The sequence below is a fragment of the Paludisphaera rhizosphaerae genome, from assembly GCF_011065895.1.
In the GTDB taxonomy this organism is placed as follows: domain Bacteria; phylum Planctomycetota; class Planctomycetia; order Isosphaerales; family Isosphaeraceae; genus Paludisphaera; species Paludisphaera rhizosphaerae.
In genome coordinates this window covers 100,610-116,087 of record NZ_JAALCR010000019.1, presented here as the reverse complement: position 1 = coordinate 116,087, position 15,478 = coordinate 100,610, and the positions used below count along the sequence as shown (strand labels likewise).

Here is a 15,478-nt window from a genome sequence, read left to right as displayed (position 1 = left end):
CGGCCCGGACGGCGGTGATCGACGTCCGGTCACTCCGGCCACATGGCGTTGAGGATCTCGACCGTCTTGTCGGAGAGCACCTGGCCGCCTTCGGGGCCGACCTGGTTGCTCTCGGCGATGGCGCTGTAGCCGCCGCCGCGGACGGCGGGTTCGGTGGGGAGGTAGGTGCCGGGGCCGGCGAGCTGGATGATGAATGTCTGGAGGGCCTTGCTGCGGGCCTTCATCTGGATGCCGTACTGGGTGTAAAGCTCGAAGGGGTTGGTCGCGATCGCCACGTCGCCCAGCCGCAGCGCGTGCATCTCGATGCGGTACGGCCGGGCCTCGCCCGCCTGTTGCTGGCGGCGACGGTCGACGACGTCCTGATGCCAGAGGACGAGCCGGCGGTTGGCTGGGTCCTTGGAGAGCTTGGCGACCTTCTCGGCGGCGGAAGCTGCGTCGGCCTCGGAGACGATCCGAGGGGGGAGGTCGAGCGACGCCACCTTGTGGACGAGCGGGGCCCCGGCGACGGCCTCCTGCTTCGCCCCCTCGTGGGCCTCGTCCCAGGCGGCGACGACCCGCGCAGCCAGTTCCTCCAGGCGAGAGCGTTTGCGGAGGGCTCGCATGCGTTCCTCGGCCCGCTTGCGATACATCAGGTGTGGCGACTGGTCCCCCGCCGCGCCGGTCCAGCCCAGCACCACGAGGTCGGCGCCGTGGCGGGCCTTCAGGGATTCGCGGATCTCATGCCAGGCGTCCGCGTCGACCGACGACTCGCCTTCCACCTCCTGCGAGGGGCAGGCGAGATTCACGGCCGTCGCGATGAGCTTGCCCGCCTCGTCCCAGACGAACAGCACCTCGACGCCGTGATCCTCTGGGCCCTCGATGCCGCGGAAGTCGGGGAGGGCGGTCGCCCCGTACATCACGGAGCGGCCGTCGGCGTAGATGGATCGGCGGTTCTGGGCGACGACGGCGTGGCCCAATCCCCAGCCCACCTTGCTCGGCTTGCGAGCCCGCCACGCCGCGACGGCCGCGTCGGCGACGCGGGCGACGAGGAAGTCGGCGTACTCGCCGGGCTGCATCACGCCATCCTTGGGGATCTCGTAGAAACCCTCCTCCAGCACGGGGGCCGTGTGGGTGTGGGTCGCGCTCAGAATCAGCTTGGCGGCGTCGAAGTCGGGGATTCGAGCCCCGACGAGTTCGCGGGACCTCCGGAGGATCGGACCCGGGATCGCGACGAGGTCGCAGGCGACCATGACGGCCTGGTCGATAACCCGATCCCCCTCGCGCGACTCCAGCGCCAGCGCGTTAGCGACGACCGGGCTGCGGACCGACCTGGAAATCCGGGTGTGCATCTGCCCGGAGAGCGCCACCGGCCGATCAGGCGTGATGCTCACCCCAGCCGCCCCCACATGCAGCTCGCTCGCGGAGACGACGGGGGCGAAGAGCGCCGCCCCAACGATCACCGACCAACCCCGAAACGTCCGCAATGATCTCGCGCCGAGCATGAGCCTGGTCCTATCCGCCGAGTGGTCGCCTGGTCCCAATCGTCCCGCCCCTTGTAAGCGAGCGGACGCGACGACGCAACCACCGATTCGCTTCTCCCACGCTCAACCGACGTTATGATGGATCACGCGTCGATTCCATGCAGGCTGGCCTCGGAAGTCGTGAAGCGGGAGGTCGGGAGCGAATGAGCGAGTTGGTCAAGGTTTCCGAAGCCGGCGACGACCGCGTCGGCGACGTCGTCTTCGTCCACGGCCTCGGCGGCAACCCACGCGACTACTGGATGGCCGACCCAAGTAAGCCGGGGACGTTCTGGCCCGAGTGGATCGCCAAGGACTTCCCAAACCTCGGCGTCTGGTCGCTGGGCTACGACGCCGCCAAGTTCGCCTGGCAGGGGACCGCAATGCCCCTGGTCGATCGGGCGACACACGCATTAGCCCTGCTGGACGCAGACGAGATCGGCGCGAAGCCCATCGTGTTCATTACCCACAGCATGGGCGGGCTGCTGGTCAAGCAGATGATCCGAAACGGCCTAGATTTCGGCGACGTACGCTGGAAAGCGATCGCCGATGCGACGAGAGGAATCTGCTTCATCTCCACACCCCATACAGGAGCCGACTTAGCCAATTACGTCAAGTTCCTCACACGTTTCCTGGCCACTGTCGCTGTCAAGGATCTCGAGGCGAACGATCCTCGCCTGCTCGAATTGAATCGGTGGTATCGCAATCACGCCTTCACCCGGTTCAAGACCCAAGCTTACTGCGAGAAGAAGGTCACGGGCTGGAAGGGCCTGGGCGTGATCGTCGTCGACGACCGCAGCGCCGACCCAGGCCTCCCCGGCGTCGTTCCGGTCCCGCTCGACGAGGACCACCTCTCCATCTGCAAGCCCCTCTCGCGAGACGCCCTGCTATACAAGCGGGTGCGACGGCTCGTGAAGGAGTGCCTGATAAACCCTCGGTGACCCCTCCGCGCCAGTCGCGTGTGGAGGGGCTTCCAGCGGTATCGCCCGAGTTCGTTGAGCGTTCCAATGCGGCCGACGCAATCCGCAAGGCGTTGGAAGGCGAAACGCCAGCCTCGTCGACAGCCGTCATCAGCGCTCTCCACGGCCTGGGAGGTGTCGGCAAAACCGCTCTGGCGGCAAGTGTCGTGACAGGCTTGGCTGACTCGGGGGCGTTCCCGGACGGGATCTTCTGGCTGACTCTGGGAGAGGAATCGACCGAGCCTCAGCGCCTGGCCTGGCTCGGAGATCTGGTCCACTTCTTCGGGGACTCTGCCTATCAGGCTCGAGAGACTGCCCCCACCTCGGCGCGTTTGCGCAGCCTGCTACGAGGCAAGCGAGCCCTAATCGTCGTCGACGACGCTTGGGCGGCCGAGCACCTGGAGCCGTTTCGGGTCGTCGACAAGACCAGTCGGCTTCTCGTCACCACCCGCGACGCCTCGGCCGTTCCCGGCGTCGCGCCGATCAAGCTGGGTGCGATGTCGCCCGCCGAGGCCCGCGAGTTGATCGACAAGAGGTTGACCCATCCGCTACGCGCCAATGAAGAAGCCCTCGCAGCAGAACTGGCTGAAGAGTTGGGCAACCTGCCCCTGGCGTTGGCGTTGGCCGCCTCCGAAGTTAACGGCGGCGTGCCATGGGGCGAACTTCTGAAAGAGTTCCGGAAGGAAGTCGCCGATCTGCGGATCCTGGAACCTCCAGGCACGGAGGAGAAGAACGAATCAGATCAGCGACGTCTCAACCTGAGCGTCCGTGCTAGCTTCCGCGTCGGCCTAAGGAGAATGTCCAGCGAAGAACGCGAGCGATTCGCCTGGTTGGGTGTGTTCCAAGAGGACGCATCCGTAATCCCCGAACATCTGACCCGCCTTTGGACCTGCGATCTCCCCAAAGCCCGCAAGTCGTTTCGCTACCTCCACGACAAGTCCCTTCTAGCCCCAGGCGTCCCCCTCCCCGACGGTACGCCCACGTACCGCCTTCACGACCTGTTGCGCCACGAAGCAATCCACCTACTCACTTCACCGACCGGACCCAAAGAGGCATTCGAACTCCCCGGCCTCGGCCTCGACCTCGCCGATGCGCACGGCCGCTATCTCGATCTCTCCCGCGGCCGAGCCGACGTCCCTTGGCACGCCGTCGCTGAAGACGGCTACCTCTACGACCACCTGATCTGGCACTTGGAGCAAGCCGGCCGCTTCGACGAAATTCATGTCCTTCTCTGGACCGAGGACGAGGCCGGCAAGAACGGCTGGCATCGGGCGCGTCTCCGCCTCGGCCAACTCTCCGGCTACTTCGCCGATGTTGAACGCGCCTGGCAGCTCGCCGACGACGAATTCGCCAGCGACCCATCCCCAGCCGCCATGATCCGTCAAGTTCGCTGTTCGCTCATCCGGGCTTCCACCCTAGGCTCCGTAATTCCGTTCGAGCTTCTGAAAGCCGCCGTCGATTCGGGGACACTGACGGCCGAAGCTGCCCTGACGTACGCCCGTTGTTGTCCCGACCTAGCCGAAGGAGTCAGGTCGCGTATCGCCCTCATCTCCCACTTCGGACCGGCGGTGAAACGCTCGCTCATCGCAGAAGCCCTTGAAAACTTGCTCCCCATCATCGGCGGACATCGTGGGATCGAAGCGCTCGCGAGTTTGGCTCCGCTGTTAAATAGCGCGCAGCTATCGGGCGCGCTCGAATCTGTACTGACCATCCGCACGGAGGAAAGACGCGTCCAGGCGTTGGCGATACTGGCACCGGCGCTTAACCACCAACAGCGGCCATACGCTCTCAACGCCGCCCTCGCCGCCGCCTTGACCATCACTGACGCATCGACGCGCGCCTCTGAACTAATCAGGTTGGCACCACTGCTAGACGGCCAAGATCGGGGCCGCGCGATCGACGCAGCCCTTGAATCCACACGGACCGTCACTCCAGGAATATCCTGCGTGAAAGTCGTCGTCGAATTAACGCCGTTTCTAGACGACCCACAACGAACCCGCGTCCTCGATGCCGTCCTCGGCCACGCATTATCTATTCCCCAAGCGACCACGCGTGCCCATGTATTGACTTTGTTGGCCCCTATCCTGAACGGACAACAGAGGACACGAGCTCTTGACGCCGCCCTCCCCTCAGCCTTGGCCATCCCCAAAGAAGAGGCCAGGGTTCACATTCTTGCCAAATTAATTCCAACCCTCGACAACCTGCACCGAGCCACCGCTCTCGAATCCGCGCTTGGTTCGGCACTTGCCATCGCGCGAGTAGACGGACGTATCGAAGCGCTGATGAATCTGATCCCCTTGCTGGATAACTCGCAACGGGCGCATATCCTCGGACTTGCGCTCGAATCCGCACTGGCCATCACCCATGCCACTTCCCGCGTGGGTTCGTTGCTTCGGTTGATTCCGTTGCTGGATGATTCCCAGAAGTTCATGGCCGTCGACGCAACGCTCGCCTCCCTCACAGGCATGAGAAGTAACGGCTCCCATACCGGTGTATTGAGAACATTGGCACCCATGCTGGATACCTCCCGTGTGGAATGCGCTCTTAAGGCCGCCTCAGCCATCAGCGACGAGCAGACCCGCGCGAGGGCCTTGATCGCTTTGGCACGGAGACTGGAAGGCGAAGCAAGAGCGTACGCTCTCGAAAACGCTCTCGCCATCGCGCTAGCGGCTCGCGAGGAGTCCGGATGCGCCCAACTCCTGGCAACGATGGCCCCATTACTGGACGAGCAGCAACGGGGCCACGCCCTCAACATCGTACTGACGATGCACGATGAACAACAGCTTGCAGATGCGGTGATCGCATTGATCCCGCTCTTGAACGCCGATCAGCGGGCCTGCAAGCTCGACGAAATCCTCCTCGCAGCTTCGACGATCGCCAACCCTCATCATCGCGCCAAACTGCTGACGACGTTAGCCCCTTCGCTCAACGAGCGGCAGCGAGACCTCGCCCTTGATGCCGCGTTCGACATCGAAAATGAATGTCGCCGTGCCCAGGCCTTATCAGGGCTGGCCCCCTTCCTGAACGAACACCAGCGTCGCCTCGCAGTCGACTCCGCACTGAGTATCAGCGATGCCCCCCCGCGTGCCAGCGCCTTAACCGCTCTGGCCGAAGGATTGAGCGAGCCGAATCGAGCCTGCATCCTCAACGACGCCCTGCTCACGGCTTCAACGATCGGTAATGAGCATACCCGCGTGGAGATCCTGGCGGCTTTGATTCCGGATTTGAGTGAACCGCAGCGAACCTCTGCGATTGCCGACGCGTCCGAAGCCGCCTCGGCAATCCCTGGTCCCTATAACCGCTTCCGGGCATTCAAGGCGCTGGCCGCCACGCTGGATGGCACGATGCGGGGCCGCGCCCTCGATGCGGCCCTCGTTGCAGCCTCGAGCATGCCCAGGGGCGAGCATCGCGTCACGACGTTAGCAACCCTGGCCCACGAGTTGGGCGACCAGCGACGCGTCCACGTTTTTGACGAGTCCATCGATGACGCGTTGAGCATCCCTGAAAAGCCGCAGCGAGCACGAACACTTGTGAAACTGGCCAACTGCTTGTGCGGTCCCTGGCAAGTTCGCGCCATCGACGAGGCCCTCATGACCGCCTCCGAGGTGCGCGGAGGTTACTTTCGCGGCTCGATCCTGCAGGAGCTGGCCCGGTTCCCGGAGCCTTCAATCCAGGCCCGTATCGCGGACCTGACCTGCTCCCTGGAAGATAGTGGAAGCTCCATTGAGGAATCAGCTGCGGTCCTCCCTCTCCTCACGGGGATGAATCGTGAGTCCGTATCAAAGCAGTACCGCCATCACTGGCCTTCCTACCTCCATGAACAAACCCGTTCTTGCTCTCCTCCACTCCTGAGAAGCGATCTGATTTCGCGCGTGTTCATGCAATATTTGGCGAGTCCCGAAGCGATCGATGGCCCACCATTGATGAAAGGGCTGGCAGAAACGATCGTAGCTGTAGGCCGGTGGTGGCCCTGACGGAAGCGGGGATTGAGAGGGCGGAAAACCGACCAACCAGAATGGAATTCGCGCACAAATGGCCTGCCGCGTCCCAGACTATTTATAGAGGAACTCAAGAGCGGGAATACCGCCCGTAGAACGGCCCTTGGGGCAGTGGACTTGATTGTTTCCTTGCCGCTCGAAGCCAATTCCTGAACCCAAACAATCGACGCAACAACCCGTGAGAATCATGGTTACAGCGACGTCAATCCCAGGCCCGTCGCGCGAACGAAGCCGTCGCGGCGGGTTGGTTCGGGGTCACCAGGAGGAGCCGCCGCCGCCGCCGAAGCCGCCGCCGGAGGAGCCGCCGCCGCCGAAACCGCCGGAGGACCAACTGTAGCCGCCGCCTCGGCCGGAGCCGGTTTCGATCTGGGCGCGGGGCTGGGTAGGGAAGGTCCGGTTCATCATCCACATGGAACGGTCCATGTCGTTGATCAGGACCCAGGTGGAGAAGTCGTCCGGGTTGGATGGGCGGTACCAGTCGGGGGGCGTCCGGTAGAGGTCGGCGAACGCCTTGCCCCAGCGGTCGGAGAGGCCGAAGATGATCGCGTACGGCAAGAGCCGCTCGAAGACGCCCCGCCGCTCCTGCTCGCGGATCTCGTCCACCTCGGCCCGGCGGATGAACTCCTCCAGGCCGGCGATCTTCTCCCAGGCGATCCGCCCCTTGCGCGTCTTCCTCGACATATATCGACTCGTCGCCACCACCGACGCGGCCGACAGGACCGCTGCGACGATCACGGGTATAAAGAAGATCCGGTCGATCAGCGCGAGTTGGATGAAGGCCGACAGGGCGATCGCCGCCGCCACGCAGACCAGGCCGAACGCCAGGAAGCCGGTGCGGACGTTCTCCGGGTGGCCGTCGAAGTACTGGTTCTTGCTCAGCGTCCGGTACAGCTCGTTGGTAACCACCGGCAGGACCGGGTAGAACTCCTCGCGAAGCTCGCTCAGCAAGACCGAGTCGGCCCCGCCCTGGAAGATCTGGTCGTACAGCCGCTTCTCGAACGGCTTGAGCCCGGAAGGCCCCTTCAGACGGATGAATCGGTAGTCGTTCCCCGAGGAGAACCAGCCGCCGCGAGCGACGTCCTCGATGCGGAGATAGCCGCGGACGGCCATGTCGATGATGGAGGCCGAGATGTCCTGGAGGTCGACCTTCTCATCGATCAGCGTGCCGACCTCCGCCGGGGTGAGGTTGTCCGGGGGTTCGTAGCCGACGACGATCGTCCCCAGCCCGGGGTGGTCGCGGCCCTTGGTGAGCCAGGCGAAGAAGCAGAGGGCGGCGGTGATCGGGAAGACGGCGTACGGGAAGTTGTCCACGAGCCACCATCGCAGTTGCGTGGTCCAGCCCGGCCGGGCGACGGCGTCGGACGGCATGACGACCTCGACGGTGATCCCCTCGCGGGCGTTCAGGGGGCCGGTCTCGTACTCGATCGTGCTGGGGTCGATCCGTCGCTTGCGGAAGTCGCGGCCCTTGGCGCCGTAGCGGCCGACCCAGGCGTCGTAGGCCAGTTGGGCGTCGTTCAGGTCGCGCGGGAGATGGACCGTCACCACGGAATGCGCGATCGGCACCTGCCACTCGGTCCCCGTGGCGTTCCAGCGCAGCACGGCTCGCCCGCCATCCTCCCACGCCTGATTCCCCTCCCAGAGGATGGCCCGCTGGACGTGGTATCGAATCCGGTAGCGGTTCCGCCCCCGAACGACGCGATCGGGGTCGCCGATCTTGATCTTCACCAGGTTCGACTCATAAGAGACCGACGCCGGCCACGTCCGCCCTTCGCCGTCGTCCACCCCCAGCAGCCGGAAGCGCAGGGCGTACTGGTGCATGCCCACGGCGTAACGGACGGGGATCTCGCGGAGGATGCCGTGCTTGGCCCTGGCGAAGTCGGCGTCGATGGTCTCCACGACGTCGAGGCCGGCGTCGGGGTGAATCGCGACGTCGACGTCGAGGCGGGCAATCGACCAGCCGTCGTCAAGCTGGGCCTGGGCCTGGGACGCTCCGCCTGCGAGCACCGCCGCCAGAACCAGCGCTGCCACGCGGACGCCCAGGCTGTTGTGCATCCTCGTCAAGGCCGTGCCTCCCCGGATTCGGGCTTCGCGGAGGCGTCGAAGGAGACGCGGGGCGTGGCGCGTTCGCCTTCCTCGATCTGGAAGAAGCCCCGGGGAGTGAACCCGGCCGCCGAGGCCACCAGCGATGAGGGGAACGATTCGATCAACGTGTTCAGATCACGGACCACGGCGTTGTAGTACCGCCGCGCGTACTGGACATTGTTCTCGATGTCGACGAGGGCTCGATGCAGCTCCTGGAAGTTCCGGCCGGCCTTCAGATCGGGGTAAGCCTCGGCCACCGCGAAGAGACGGCCGACCGCGCCGGCGAGGTCGCGTTCGGTCTCGCCGCGCTCAGGGACGGTGGCCGCGCGGGTGGCGTCGGTGCGGGCCTTGACGACGCTCTCCAGCGTCCCGGTCTCATGCCGGGCGTAGCCCTTGACCGTCTCGACGAGCGCTGGGACGAGGTCCCACCGCCGCTTGAGCTGGACGTCGATGTCGCTCCACGCGCCGTCGGCCCGACGGCTCAGGCTGACCAGCCGGTTGTACGTCCACGCCAGGTACACCAGCGCCAGGGCCACGACGCCGGCCACGATCCAGAGCACCGTCACGCAACGCCCCTTTCCCGCTTGCCGGACCGATCCAATCCACCACGTCCCACCATAGTATTCCGCCGCCATCCCCGGACGAAGAGGGTTCAGGAAGTCGTTCGCGGAATCGAGAGCGGGATTGGATCGGGATCGCGCCGGTCGCCTTGCTCTGTACGAGTTTCCACGCCATACTGGCGCGCAGGCGGGACGACATCCCCGGAACGTCAGGCGGACGCGACCATGAGCACGACCCTACGGACCCGGCAGGACCAGGACCTCTACCCCGACGACGACGGCGAGCCCATGTCGGAGAACACCGTTCAGTTCCGCTGGATCGTCCTCATCAAGGAAGGCCTGGAGTTCCTCTTCCGCAACCGGCCCGACGTCTTCGTCGCCGGCGACTTGCTCTGGTACTACGAGGAAGGGACCCCCAAAGCCCGGATCGCCCCGGACGCCATGGTCGTCTTCGGCCGGCCGAAGGTGGATCGCGGCTCCTACCGCCAGTGGGAGGAAGGGGGAGTCGCGCCTCAGGTCGTCTTCGAAGTCCTCTCGCCCGGCAACCGGGGCGTCGAGATGGCCCGCAAGTTCCGCACCTACGACGACCTGGGCGTCGAGGAATACTACGTCTACGACCCCGAAGAGGGAGGCCTGCAAGGCTGGCTCAGAAGCGACGGACGGCTTCGAAAGATCGATGACCTGAACGGGTGGGTCAGCCCACGATTGGGCGTCCGATTCGTCCCCGGCGAGGGCCCGGAGAGCCTCCGGATCTACCACCCCGACGGCTCCCCCTTCCAAACCGCCCTGGAAATGCAGGAGGCCGCCATCGCCGAACGCGAGCGGGCCCAGGCCGCCGAACGCCAGACCCAGGTCGAACGCCGCGAGAAGGAAGCGGCCGAACAACGCGCCGAAGCCGAACGCCTTGAGAGAGAAGCCGCCGAACAACGCGCCGAACGCCTGGCGCAACGTCTGCGCGAACTTGGCGAGTCGGTCGATTAGAGTCGAAGTCGACATTCCTCGGGACGATCCGAATGAGCACGACCATTCGAAGACTGCTGACGCTGGCGACGATCCTGGTGACGGCGGCGACGGCGAGCGCTGGGGAGGCCGTCGCGTTCCGCGCGGGAGCGACGGTGGTTGACGTTTCGCCGACGGCGTTCCCCGTGATCGTCAACGGCGGCTTCCTCCAGGCGACGGCGAACACCGTCCGAGACCCACTCTCCGCACGGTGCCTCGTGCTGGACGACGGCTCGACCCGACTGGCGATCGTCGTCGTCGACAGTTGCATGATGCCCCGCGAACTGATCGACGAGGCCAAGGGGATCGCCGCTCGTCGCACGGGGATCGCCTTCGATCGGATGCTCGTCTCGGCCACGCACACGCACACCGCCCCCTCGGTCATGGGCGCGCTGGGGACGCCCCTTGACCCAACTTATGCGGCGAGCCTCCCGAGCAAGATCGCCGAGGCGATCGAAGGCGCTGCGGCGGCCCTCGCGCCGGCGGAAGCCGGCTGGGGCGTCGTCGATGATCCCGATCACACCCACACCCGACGCTGGATCCGAAGGCCCGACCGCATGATCGACGACCCGTTCGGCCACAAAACCGTCCGGGCGCACATGCACCCCGGTTACGTGAACCCGGACGTGATCGGCCCCTCCGGTCCATCCGACCCCGCGCTCACTGTGTTGATGATCCGAGAGCCCGGCGGCCGACCGATCGCCGTGCTGGCGAACTACTCGATGCACTACTACGGCTCGACGCCTGTCTCAGCCGACTACTACGGTCGGTTCGCCTCGACGCTGGCGAAGCGGATGGCGGCCGATGGTCCGCCGCCGGTCTGCATCATGTCGCAGGGGACCAGCGGCGACCAGCACTGGATGGACTACGGCCGACCCAAGGCCGACCCCGGCCTCGACGCCTACGCCGACCAGGTCGCCGACACGGCCCTGCGCGCGGTGCAGTCGATCAAGTCCTTCGAAAGGCCATCGCTGGCGATGGCCGAAACCACGATGACGCTCCGGCGTCGCACGCCCGACGCCGATCGCCTGGAATGGGCCCGGCCGATCGTCGCCGCGATGGGCGACCGCCAGCCCAAGAGCATCCCCGAAGTCTACGCCCGCGAGGCCGTCCTGATCGACGAGCAACCCGAGCGGACGCTCAAGCTCCAGGCGGTCCGCATCGGCGCGCTGGGGATCGTCGCCATCCCGGACGAGGTCTACGCGCTGACCGGCCTGAAGCTCAAGGCCCGCAGCCCCCTGCCGCTGACCATGAACATCGAGCTGGCCAACGGCTCCGAGGGCTACATCCCACCCCCTGAACAGCACGTACTCGGCGGCTACACGACCTGGCCGGCACGCACCGCCGGGCTGGAAGTCCACGCCGAGCCTCGAATCGTCGACGCGGCGCTCGAACTACTGGAACGCGTCGCCGGCCGTCCTCGGCGTCGCGAAGAGCCCCTCGTCACGCCCTACTCCAAGGTCGTGCTCGCCTCGCGCCCCGCAGCCTTCTGGCGACTCGACGAGATGGACGGCGCTTCGGCCTTCGACGCGACCGGACATGAATGGTCGGCGACCCGCCGCGGGGGCGTCGCCCTCTTCCTCCCGGGTCCCGAATTCCCTGGATTCCGCCTCGCCGACGGCGGAGTCAACCGCGCCAACCACCTGGCGGGAGGAGCGATTACAGCGAGTCTGCCGGTCTCGCCCGAGGTCTATTCCATCGACCTCTGGTTCTGGAACGGACTCGACCCCGCCCGTCGACCCGTCGCCGGCGTCCTGTTTGAACAGAATCGCGACGGGGGACCGGGCGACGCAGTCGTCATCTCGGGAGACGCCGAGGGCGCCCCGCCCAACCGACTCGTCTTCACCCACGGAGACCCGAAGAACGACCGCCCAGCAATCGGCAAAGCCGACGCAACCGCCAAAACCTGGCATCACCTGGCCTTCGTTCGCCAGGGGCGCCAGGTGCGGGTTTTCCTCGACGGCAAGCTCGACGTCGAAGCCGACGCCGATTCCGTCCCCGCACCCCGCGGTACTCTTGCCGCATTCACGCTCGGAGACCGGGCCGAACACGCGGACAGTTTCGAGGGCAAGCTCGACGAGGTCGCGGTCTACGATCGAGCGCTCTCGGCCTTGGAGGTCGCCGAACACGCCCGAATGGGCTTGTCTCCAGGTGATTACGCCGATTCCGGCCGCTGATCCCGCAACGTCCGCTCCACGAACCGTCGCACCGCCGGCTCCAGCAGCTTGAGCGCCAGCGGGATCTTGCCCTGCGCCCGAACGTGGGTTGGGTCCAGATTCAGGACGACCTCGTAGGACGGCCCCGCCAGCCTCGCCGACGTCCGATCCTCCGACCACGTCACCGAATGAATCCAGCGCCCGTGTTCCTGCCGAGCCCTCTCGATCGACGACTCGAAATTCGCTCGCGCCGCGTCCCAGGGCTGGCCATGCTCGAACGACATGTTCAACTGAGCCATATTTTCGAAATTCCTCCCACCGAAACTTGACGCCCGTACACCACGGTTGTATGTTTCCCTGTCCCTGGCGACGGAGCAACCGGAGCGGTGACCACGGACGGTCGGTTCGTCATACGAAACGCGTTCCCAAAACGGATTATAGGGGGAGGTTCTCATGCGGCGACTCTTCGCGTTCAATGCGCTGGTTCTGTCGGCAAGCCTGGTCGCGTCCGCCCTGGGCGCTGGCGACGAGGGTAAGAAGGACGGCCCGGTCACGGCGAAGGCGGCCTTCGACCGCCTCAAGACGATGGCGGGCGAGTGGAAGAACCTGGGCACGCCCTGCAACGAGGAAGGGAACGATCAGGTCCAGTACAAGGTCACCGGCGCCGGCTCGGCCCTGGTCGAGACCAGTTCGCCAGGCACCAAGATGGAGATGATCTCCGTCTATCACCTCGACGGCGACGACCTGAAGATGACCCACTACTGCGCCGCCCAGAATCAGCCGAGGCTGAAGCTCGACCGGGCGGCGTCCAAGCCCGACCACCTGGTCTTCGTGTTCGACGGCGGCTCGAACATTGACTCAGAGAAGGGGCTCCACATCAGCGGCCTGGTCCTGGACTTCCAGTCCGACTCCCGCGTCAAGGCCGATTGGCAGTCCACCCAGGGGGCCAAGAAGGAAAACATGGCCTTCGAGCTGACCCGCGAAACCAAGTGACAACCCGTCGCTCTGAGACGACGCATCGAAAAAAAAAGACGCCCGCCTCGGCCCGCGCTTCGTCGCGACCAGCCGAGGCGTCGTCGTTTTCTGGCTCCGGACGATCGAGATCAGCAGGCGGGGGTCGTCGCGCGACGGCGACGCCAGCCTTGGATCATCAAACCACCCGCTCCCAGACCCAGCAACGCCAGGCTGGTCGGCTCGGGAACCGCCTCGGCGCTGATGCCGCCGCCGATGGCGATGTTGTCGAACGATTCAAAGGAGTTCGCCTGGAGTTCCACCCGCGTAACGCCCACGGTGCTCGTGAACCCAAAGAAGCCGCTCGAAGTAACCGTCTTCGTGTCAAGTAGACCCGAGTTGCCGTAGATCCGGACGGTATAGTCTCCACCGGAGCTGCTGGTGAAGAGATCTATTCCGAACTGAGTGATCGCGCTCTGGTAGAAGTCGAGCCGAGCGAAGTTATCACTCCGGTTGACCGTCAACAGAATAGTCGACGCGTAGAAATTGTTGACGTAGAAATCTCCCGTCGAACTCCCTACGCTCGTGATCCGCAAGTTCGGGATAATCTCGCCGGTATGGAACGCAATATTGTTGGTGGTCTGATCGAGCGGCCCGTCAACCAGGGCGCTGCTTGAGTGGGAGTTCTCGAAATTCTCCAGAGTCGTACCAGGGGCGGCGGCGTCGAACGAGGTCCGCAACGAATAGTAGACGAAATCTGCTCGGGCGAACGACGCCCATCCCATTGCCAGAATACATGCGCCAAGGCGCAACGCGGACTTGCCTTGAATAATCATCGTCGACCATCTCCTCGATGAGTCCGTCAATCCGTCAAACAACGACGACAACCTTCGTTGGTCGCTCTTGGATCCGTTCGCGCCGAGCACATCGGCGGCCAAGGAATCCGCGGCGTCGCGGGTTTCGAATCAACGGGCGCGATCATTGAAATCGGAACAAGAATCGAACTGGGGGGGGAGAACTTCAGCGGCGTTTCGCTCCCACGCACGGACGTTACATGGCAATGCAATGATCCGTCTATGATCGATGCGATTTACGCACATCGGCGTGACCGTGATGATGATGAGATGAATCACCGACGATGAATCGCCGCGTCCCTGCCTCGATCTGTTCGTCTTCGACGACACGTGAATCCCCGGCCTCGGCCGTCCGGACGGGGCTTGCCTCAGCCGACGTCCGATTGCGTGACGAACCTGGTCCGGTATCGTGGAGACGGCTCAAACCGACAGGACGTTCAGGAAATGGAGGACGACGAGTATGTCGCGAGTGAAGATCGTGCGAGCGGCGACGGCGATCGGGGCGGCCCTTCTCATCGCAACGGCTGCCAACGCCGACGCTGCGGAGAAGGTCAAGGTCCTGTTCATCGAAGGGCAAAACAACCACGTCTGGGAAACGACCACGCCGCTGTTGAAGGCCGACCTGGAGAAGACCGGCCGGTTCGAGGTGGGCGTCGCGACCACGCCGCCGAAGAAGTCCCCGGCCGCCGCCTGGGACTCGTTCCGACCTGACTTCAAGGCGTACGACGTCGTCCTGACCAACTACAACGGCGACTCCTGGCCGGCCCCGGTCCGCAAGGCGCTTGAGGAGTACGTCTCCGGCGGCGGCGGCCTCGTGGTGATGCACGCGGCCAACAACGCCTTCCCCGACTGGCCGGCCTACAACGAGATGATCGGCCTGGGCTGGCGCGACGCCAAGTACGGCGATCGACTCACGATCGACGACGCCGGCAAGGTCGTCCGCACGCCGAAGGGGGAGGGGCCTGGGGCCGGCCACGGCGCGCGGCACTCCTTCGCCGTCCTCGTCCGCAAGCCCGATCACCCGATCATGAAAGGCTTGCCGCCGATCTGGCCGCACGCCATCGACGAGCTTTACCACGGCCAGCGCGGGCCGGCGAAGGACATGGACGTGCTCGCCACCGCATATTCAGCCCCGTCCAAGGGCGGCACCGGAACCAATGAGCCGATGGTTTGGGCGATCCCCTTCGGCAAGGGCCGGGTGGTCACGAACGTCATGGGCCACACCACGGCCGACGACCTGGGCGCCGTCGCCGCCGCCGACTTCCGCACCCTGATCGCCCGTTCCTGCGAATGGGCGGCCACCGGCGCGGTCACCCTCCCCGTCCCCGCGGACTTTCCGACCGCCGCGAAGTAAGCAGACGCGCAAGCCCTCGCGGAGGGGCGAGCGATCGACGCCGCGCCCTCCGCCCCGCTACAATCGGCG

General features: G+C 65.2%; 11 protein-coding genes. 6 read left to right on the top strand and 5 right to left on the bottom strand.

Annotation, left to right across the window (positions count from 1 at the left end; translation table 11 throughout):
- Positions 1-29 precede the first annotated feature (29 nt).
- Positions 30-1,481, bottom strand: coding sequence for a hypothetical protein (locus tag G5C50_RS22560; protein WP_165073206.1), 1,452 nt, complete (start codon positions 1,479-1,481; stop codon positions 30-32).
- Between the two features lie 182 nt (positions 1,482-1,663).
- Here G5C50_RS22560 and G5C50_RS22555 point away from each other — a divergent pair, with 182 nt between their 5' ends.
- The gene (locus tag G5C50_RS22555) at positions 1,664-2,437 is read left to right on the top strand and encodes an esterase/lipase family protein (protein ID WP_165073204.1); all 774 of its coding nucleotides are present in this window, start codon (positions 1,664-1,666) and stop codon (positions 2,435-2,437) included.
- Positions 2,434-6,429: an NB-ARC domain-containing protein gene (locus G5C50_RS22550; RefSeq protein ID WP_206107808.1), complete on the top strand. Its 3,996-nt coding sequence runs from the start codon at positions 2,434-2,436 to the stop codon at positions 6,427-6,429. The genes G5C50_RS22555 and G5C50_RS22550 overlap by 4 nt, the downstream gene beginning before the upstream one ends.
- A 279-nt stretch (positions 6,430-6,708) precedes the next feature.
- Here the strand turns inward: G5C50_RS22550 and G5C50_RS22545 are convergent, their stop codons facing one another.
- The gene (locus G5C50_RS22545) at positions 6,709-8,505 is read right to left on the bottom strand and encodes a DUF2207 domain-containing protein (RefSeq protein WP_240907322.1); all 1,797 of its coding nucleotides are present in this window, start codon (positions 8,503-8,505) and stop codon (positions 6,709-6,711) included.
- A 5-nt stretch (positions 8,506-8,510) separates the two neighbouring features.
- Positions 8,511-9,101: a LemA family protein gene (locus tag G5C50_RS22540; RefSeq protein ID WP_240907318.1), complete on the bottom strand. Its 591-nt coding sequence runs from the start codon at positions 9,099-9,101 to the stop codon at positions 8,511-8,513.
- Positions 9,102-9,320: 219 nt separating this feature from the next.
- Between G5C50_RS22540 and G5C50_RS22535 the strand changes: the two genes are divergently transcribed.
- Positions 9,321-10,076, top strand: a complete 756-nt coding sequence (locus G5C50_RS22535; protein WP_165073196.1) for a Uma2 family endonuclease — start codon at positions 9,321-9,323, stop codon at positions 10,074-10,076.
- Between the two features lie 32 nt (positions 10,077-10,108).
- Entirely contained in the window at positions 10,109-12,271 is a 2,163-nt protein-coding gene (locus G5C50_RS22530; protein ID WP_165073194.1) for a LamG domain-containing protein, read from the top strand.
- On the opposite strand, the gene G5C50_RS22525 is transcribed toward G5C50_RS22530, so the two are convergent.
- Entirely contained in the window at positions 12,250-12,549 is a 300-nt protein-coding gene (locus G5C50_RS22525) for a polyhydroxyalkanoic acid system family protein (RefSeq protein ID WP_165073192.1), read from the bottom strand. The genes G5C50_RS22530 and G5C50_RS22525 overlap by 22 nt on opposite strands.
- Positions 12,550-12,703: 154 nt before the next feature.
- Between G5C50_RS22525 and G5C50_RS22520 the strand changes: the two genes are divergently transcribed.
- Positions 12,704-13,243, top strand: coding sequence for a lipocalin/fatty acid-binding family protein (locus tag G5C50_RS22520; protein ID WP_165073190.1), 540 nt, complete (start codon positions 12,704-12,706; stop codon positions 13,241-13,243).
- A 110-nt stretch (positions 13,244-13,353) separates the two neighbouring features.
- Here G5C50_RS22520 and G5C50_RS22515 read toward each other — a convergent pair whose 3' ends face one another.
- Complete coding sequence (locus G5C50_RS22515) at positions 13,354-14,139, bottom strand: PEP-CTERM sorting domain-containing protein (RefSeq protein ID WP_165073188.1); 786 nt, start codon at positions 14,137-14,139, stop codon at positions 13,354-13,356.
- A 376-nt stretch (positions 14,140-14,515) separates the two neighbouring features.
- Between G5C50_RS22515 and G5C50_RS22510 the strand changes: the two genes are divergently transcribed.
- A complete protein-coding gene (locus G5C50_RS22510) occupies positions 14,516-15,409 on the top strand; it encodes a ThuA domain-containing protein (RefSeq protein ID WP_165073186.1) in 894 nt (297 codons plus the stop codon).
- Positions 15,410-15,478 lie beyond the last annotated feature (69 nt).

Coding starts and splice junctions, on each gene's coding strand:
- G5C50_RS22560 (WP_165073206.1), bottom strand. CDS start 1,481: ATGCTCGGCGCGAGATCATTGCGGACGTTTCGGGGTTGGTCGGTGATC.
- G5C50_RS22555 (WP_165073204.1), top strand. CDS start 1,664: ATGAGCGAGTTGGTCAAGGTTTCCGAAGCCGGCGACGACCGCGTCGGC.
- G5C50_RS22545 (WP_240907322.1), bottom strand. CDS start 8,505: ATGCACAACAGCCTGGGCGTCCGCGTGGCAGCGCTGGTTCTGGCGGCG.
- G5C50_RS22535 (WP_165073196.1), top strand. CDS start 9,321: ATGAGCACGACCCTACGGACCCGGCAGGACCAGGACCTCTACCCCGAC.
- G5C50_RS22530 (WP_165073194.1), top strand. CDS start 10,109: ATGAGCACGACCATTCGAAGACTGCTGACGCTGGCGACGATCCTGGTG.
- G5C50_RS22525 (WP_165073192.1), bottom strand. CDS start 12,549: ATGGCTCAGTTGAACATGTCGTTCGAGCATGGCCAGCCCTGGGACGCG.
- G5C50_RS22520 (WP_165073190.1), top strand. CDS start 12,704: ATGCGGCGACTCTTCGCGTTCAATGCGCTGGTTCTGTCGGCAAGCCTG.
- G5C50_RS22510 (WP_165073186.1), top strand. CDS start 14,516: ATGTCGCGAGTGAAGATCGTGCGAGCGGCGACGGCGATCGGGGCGGCC.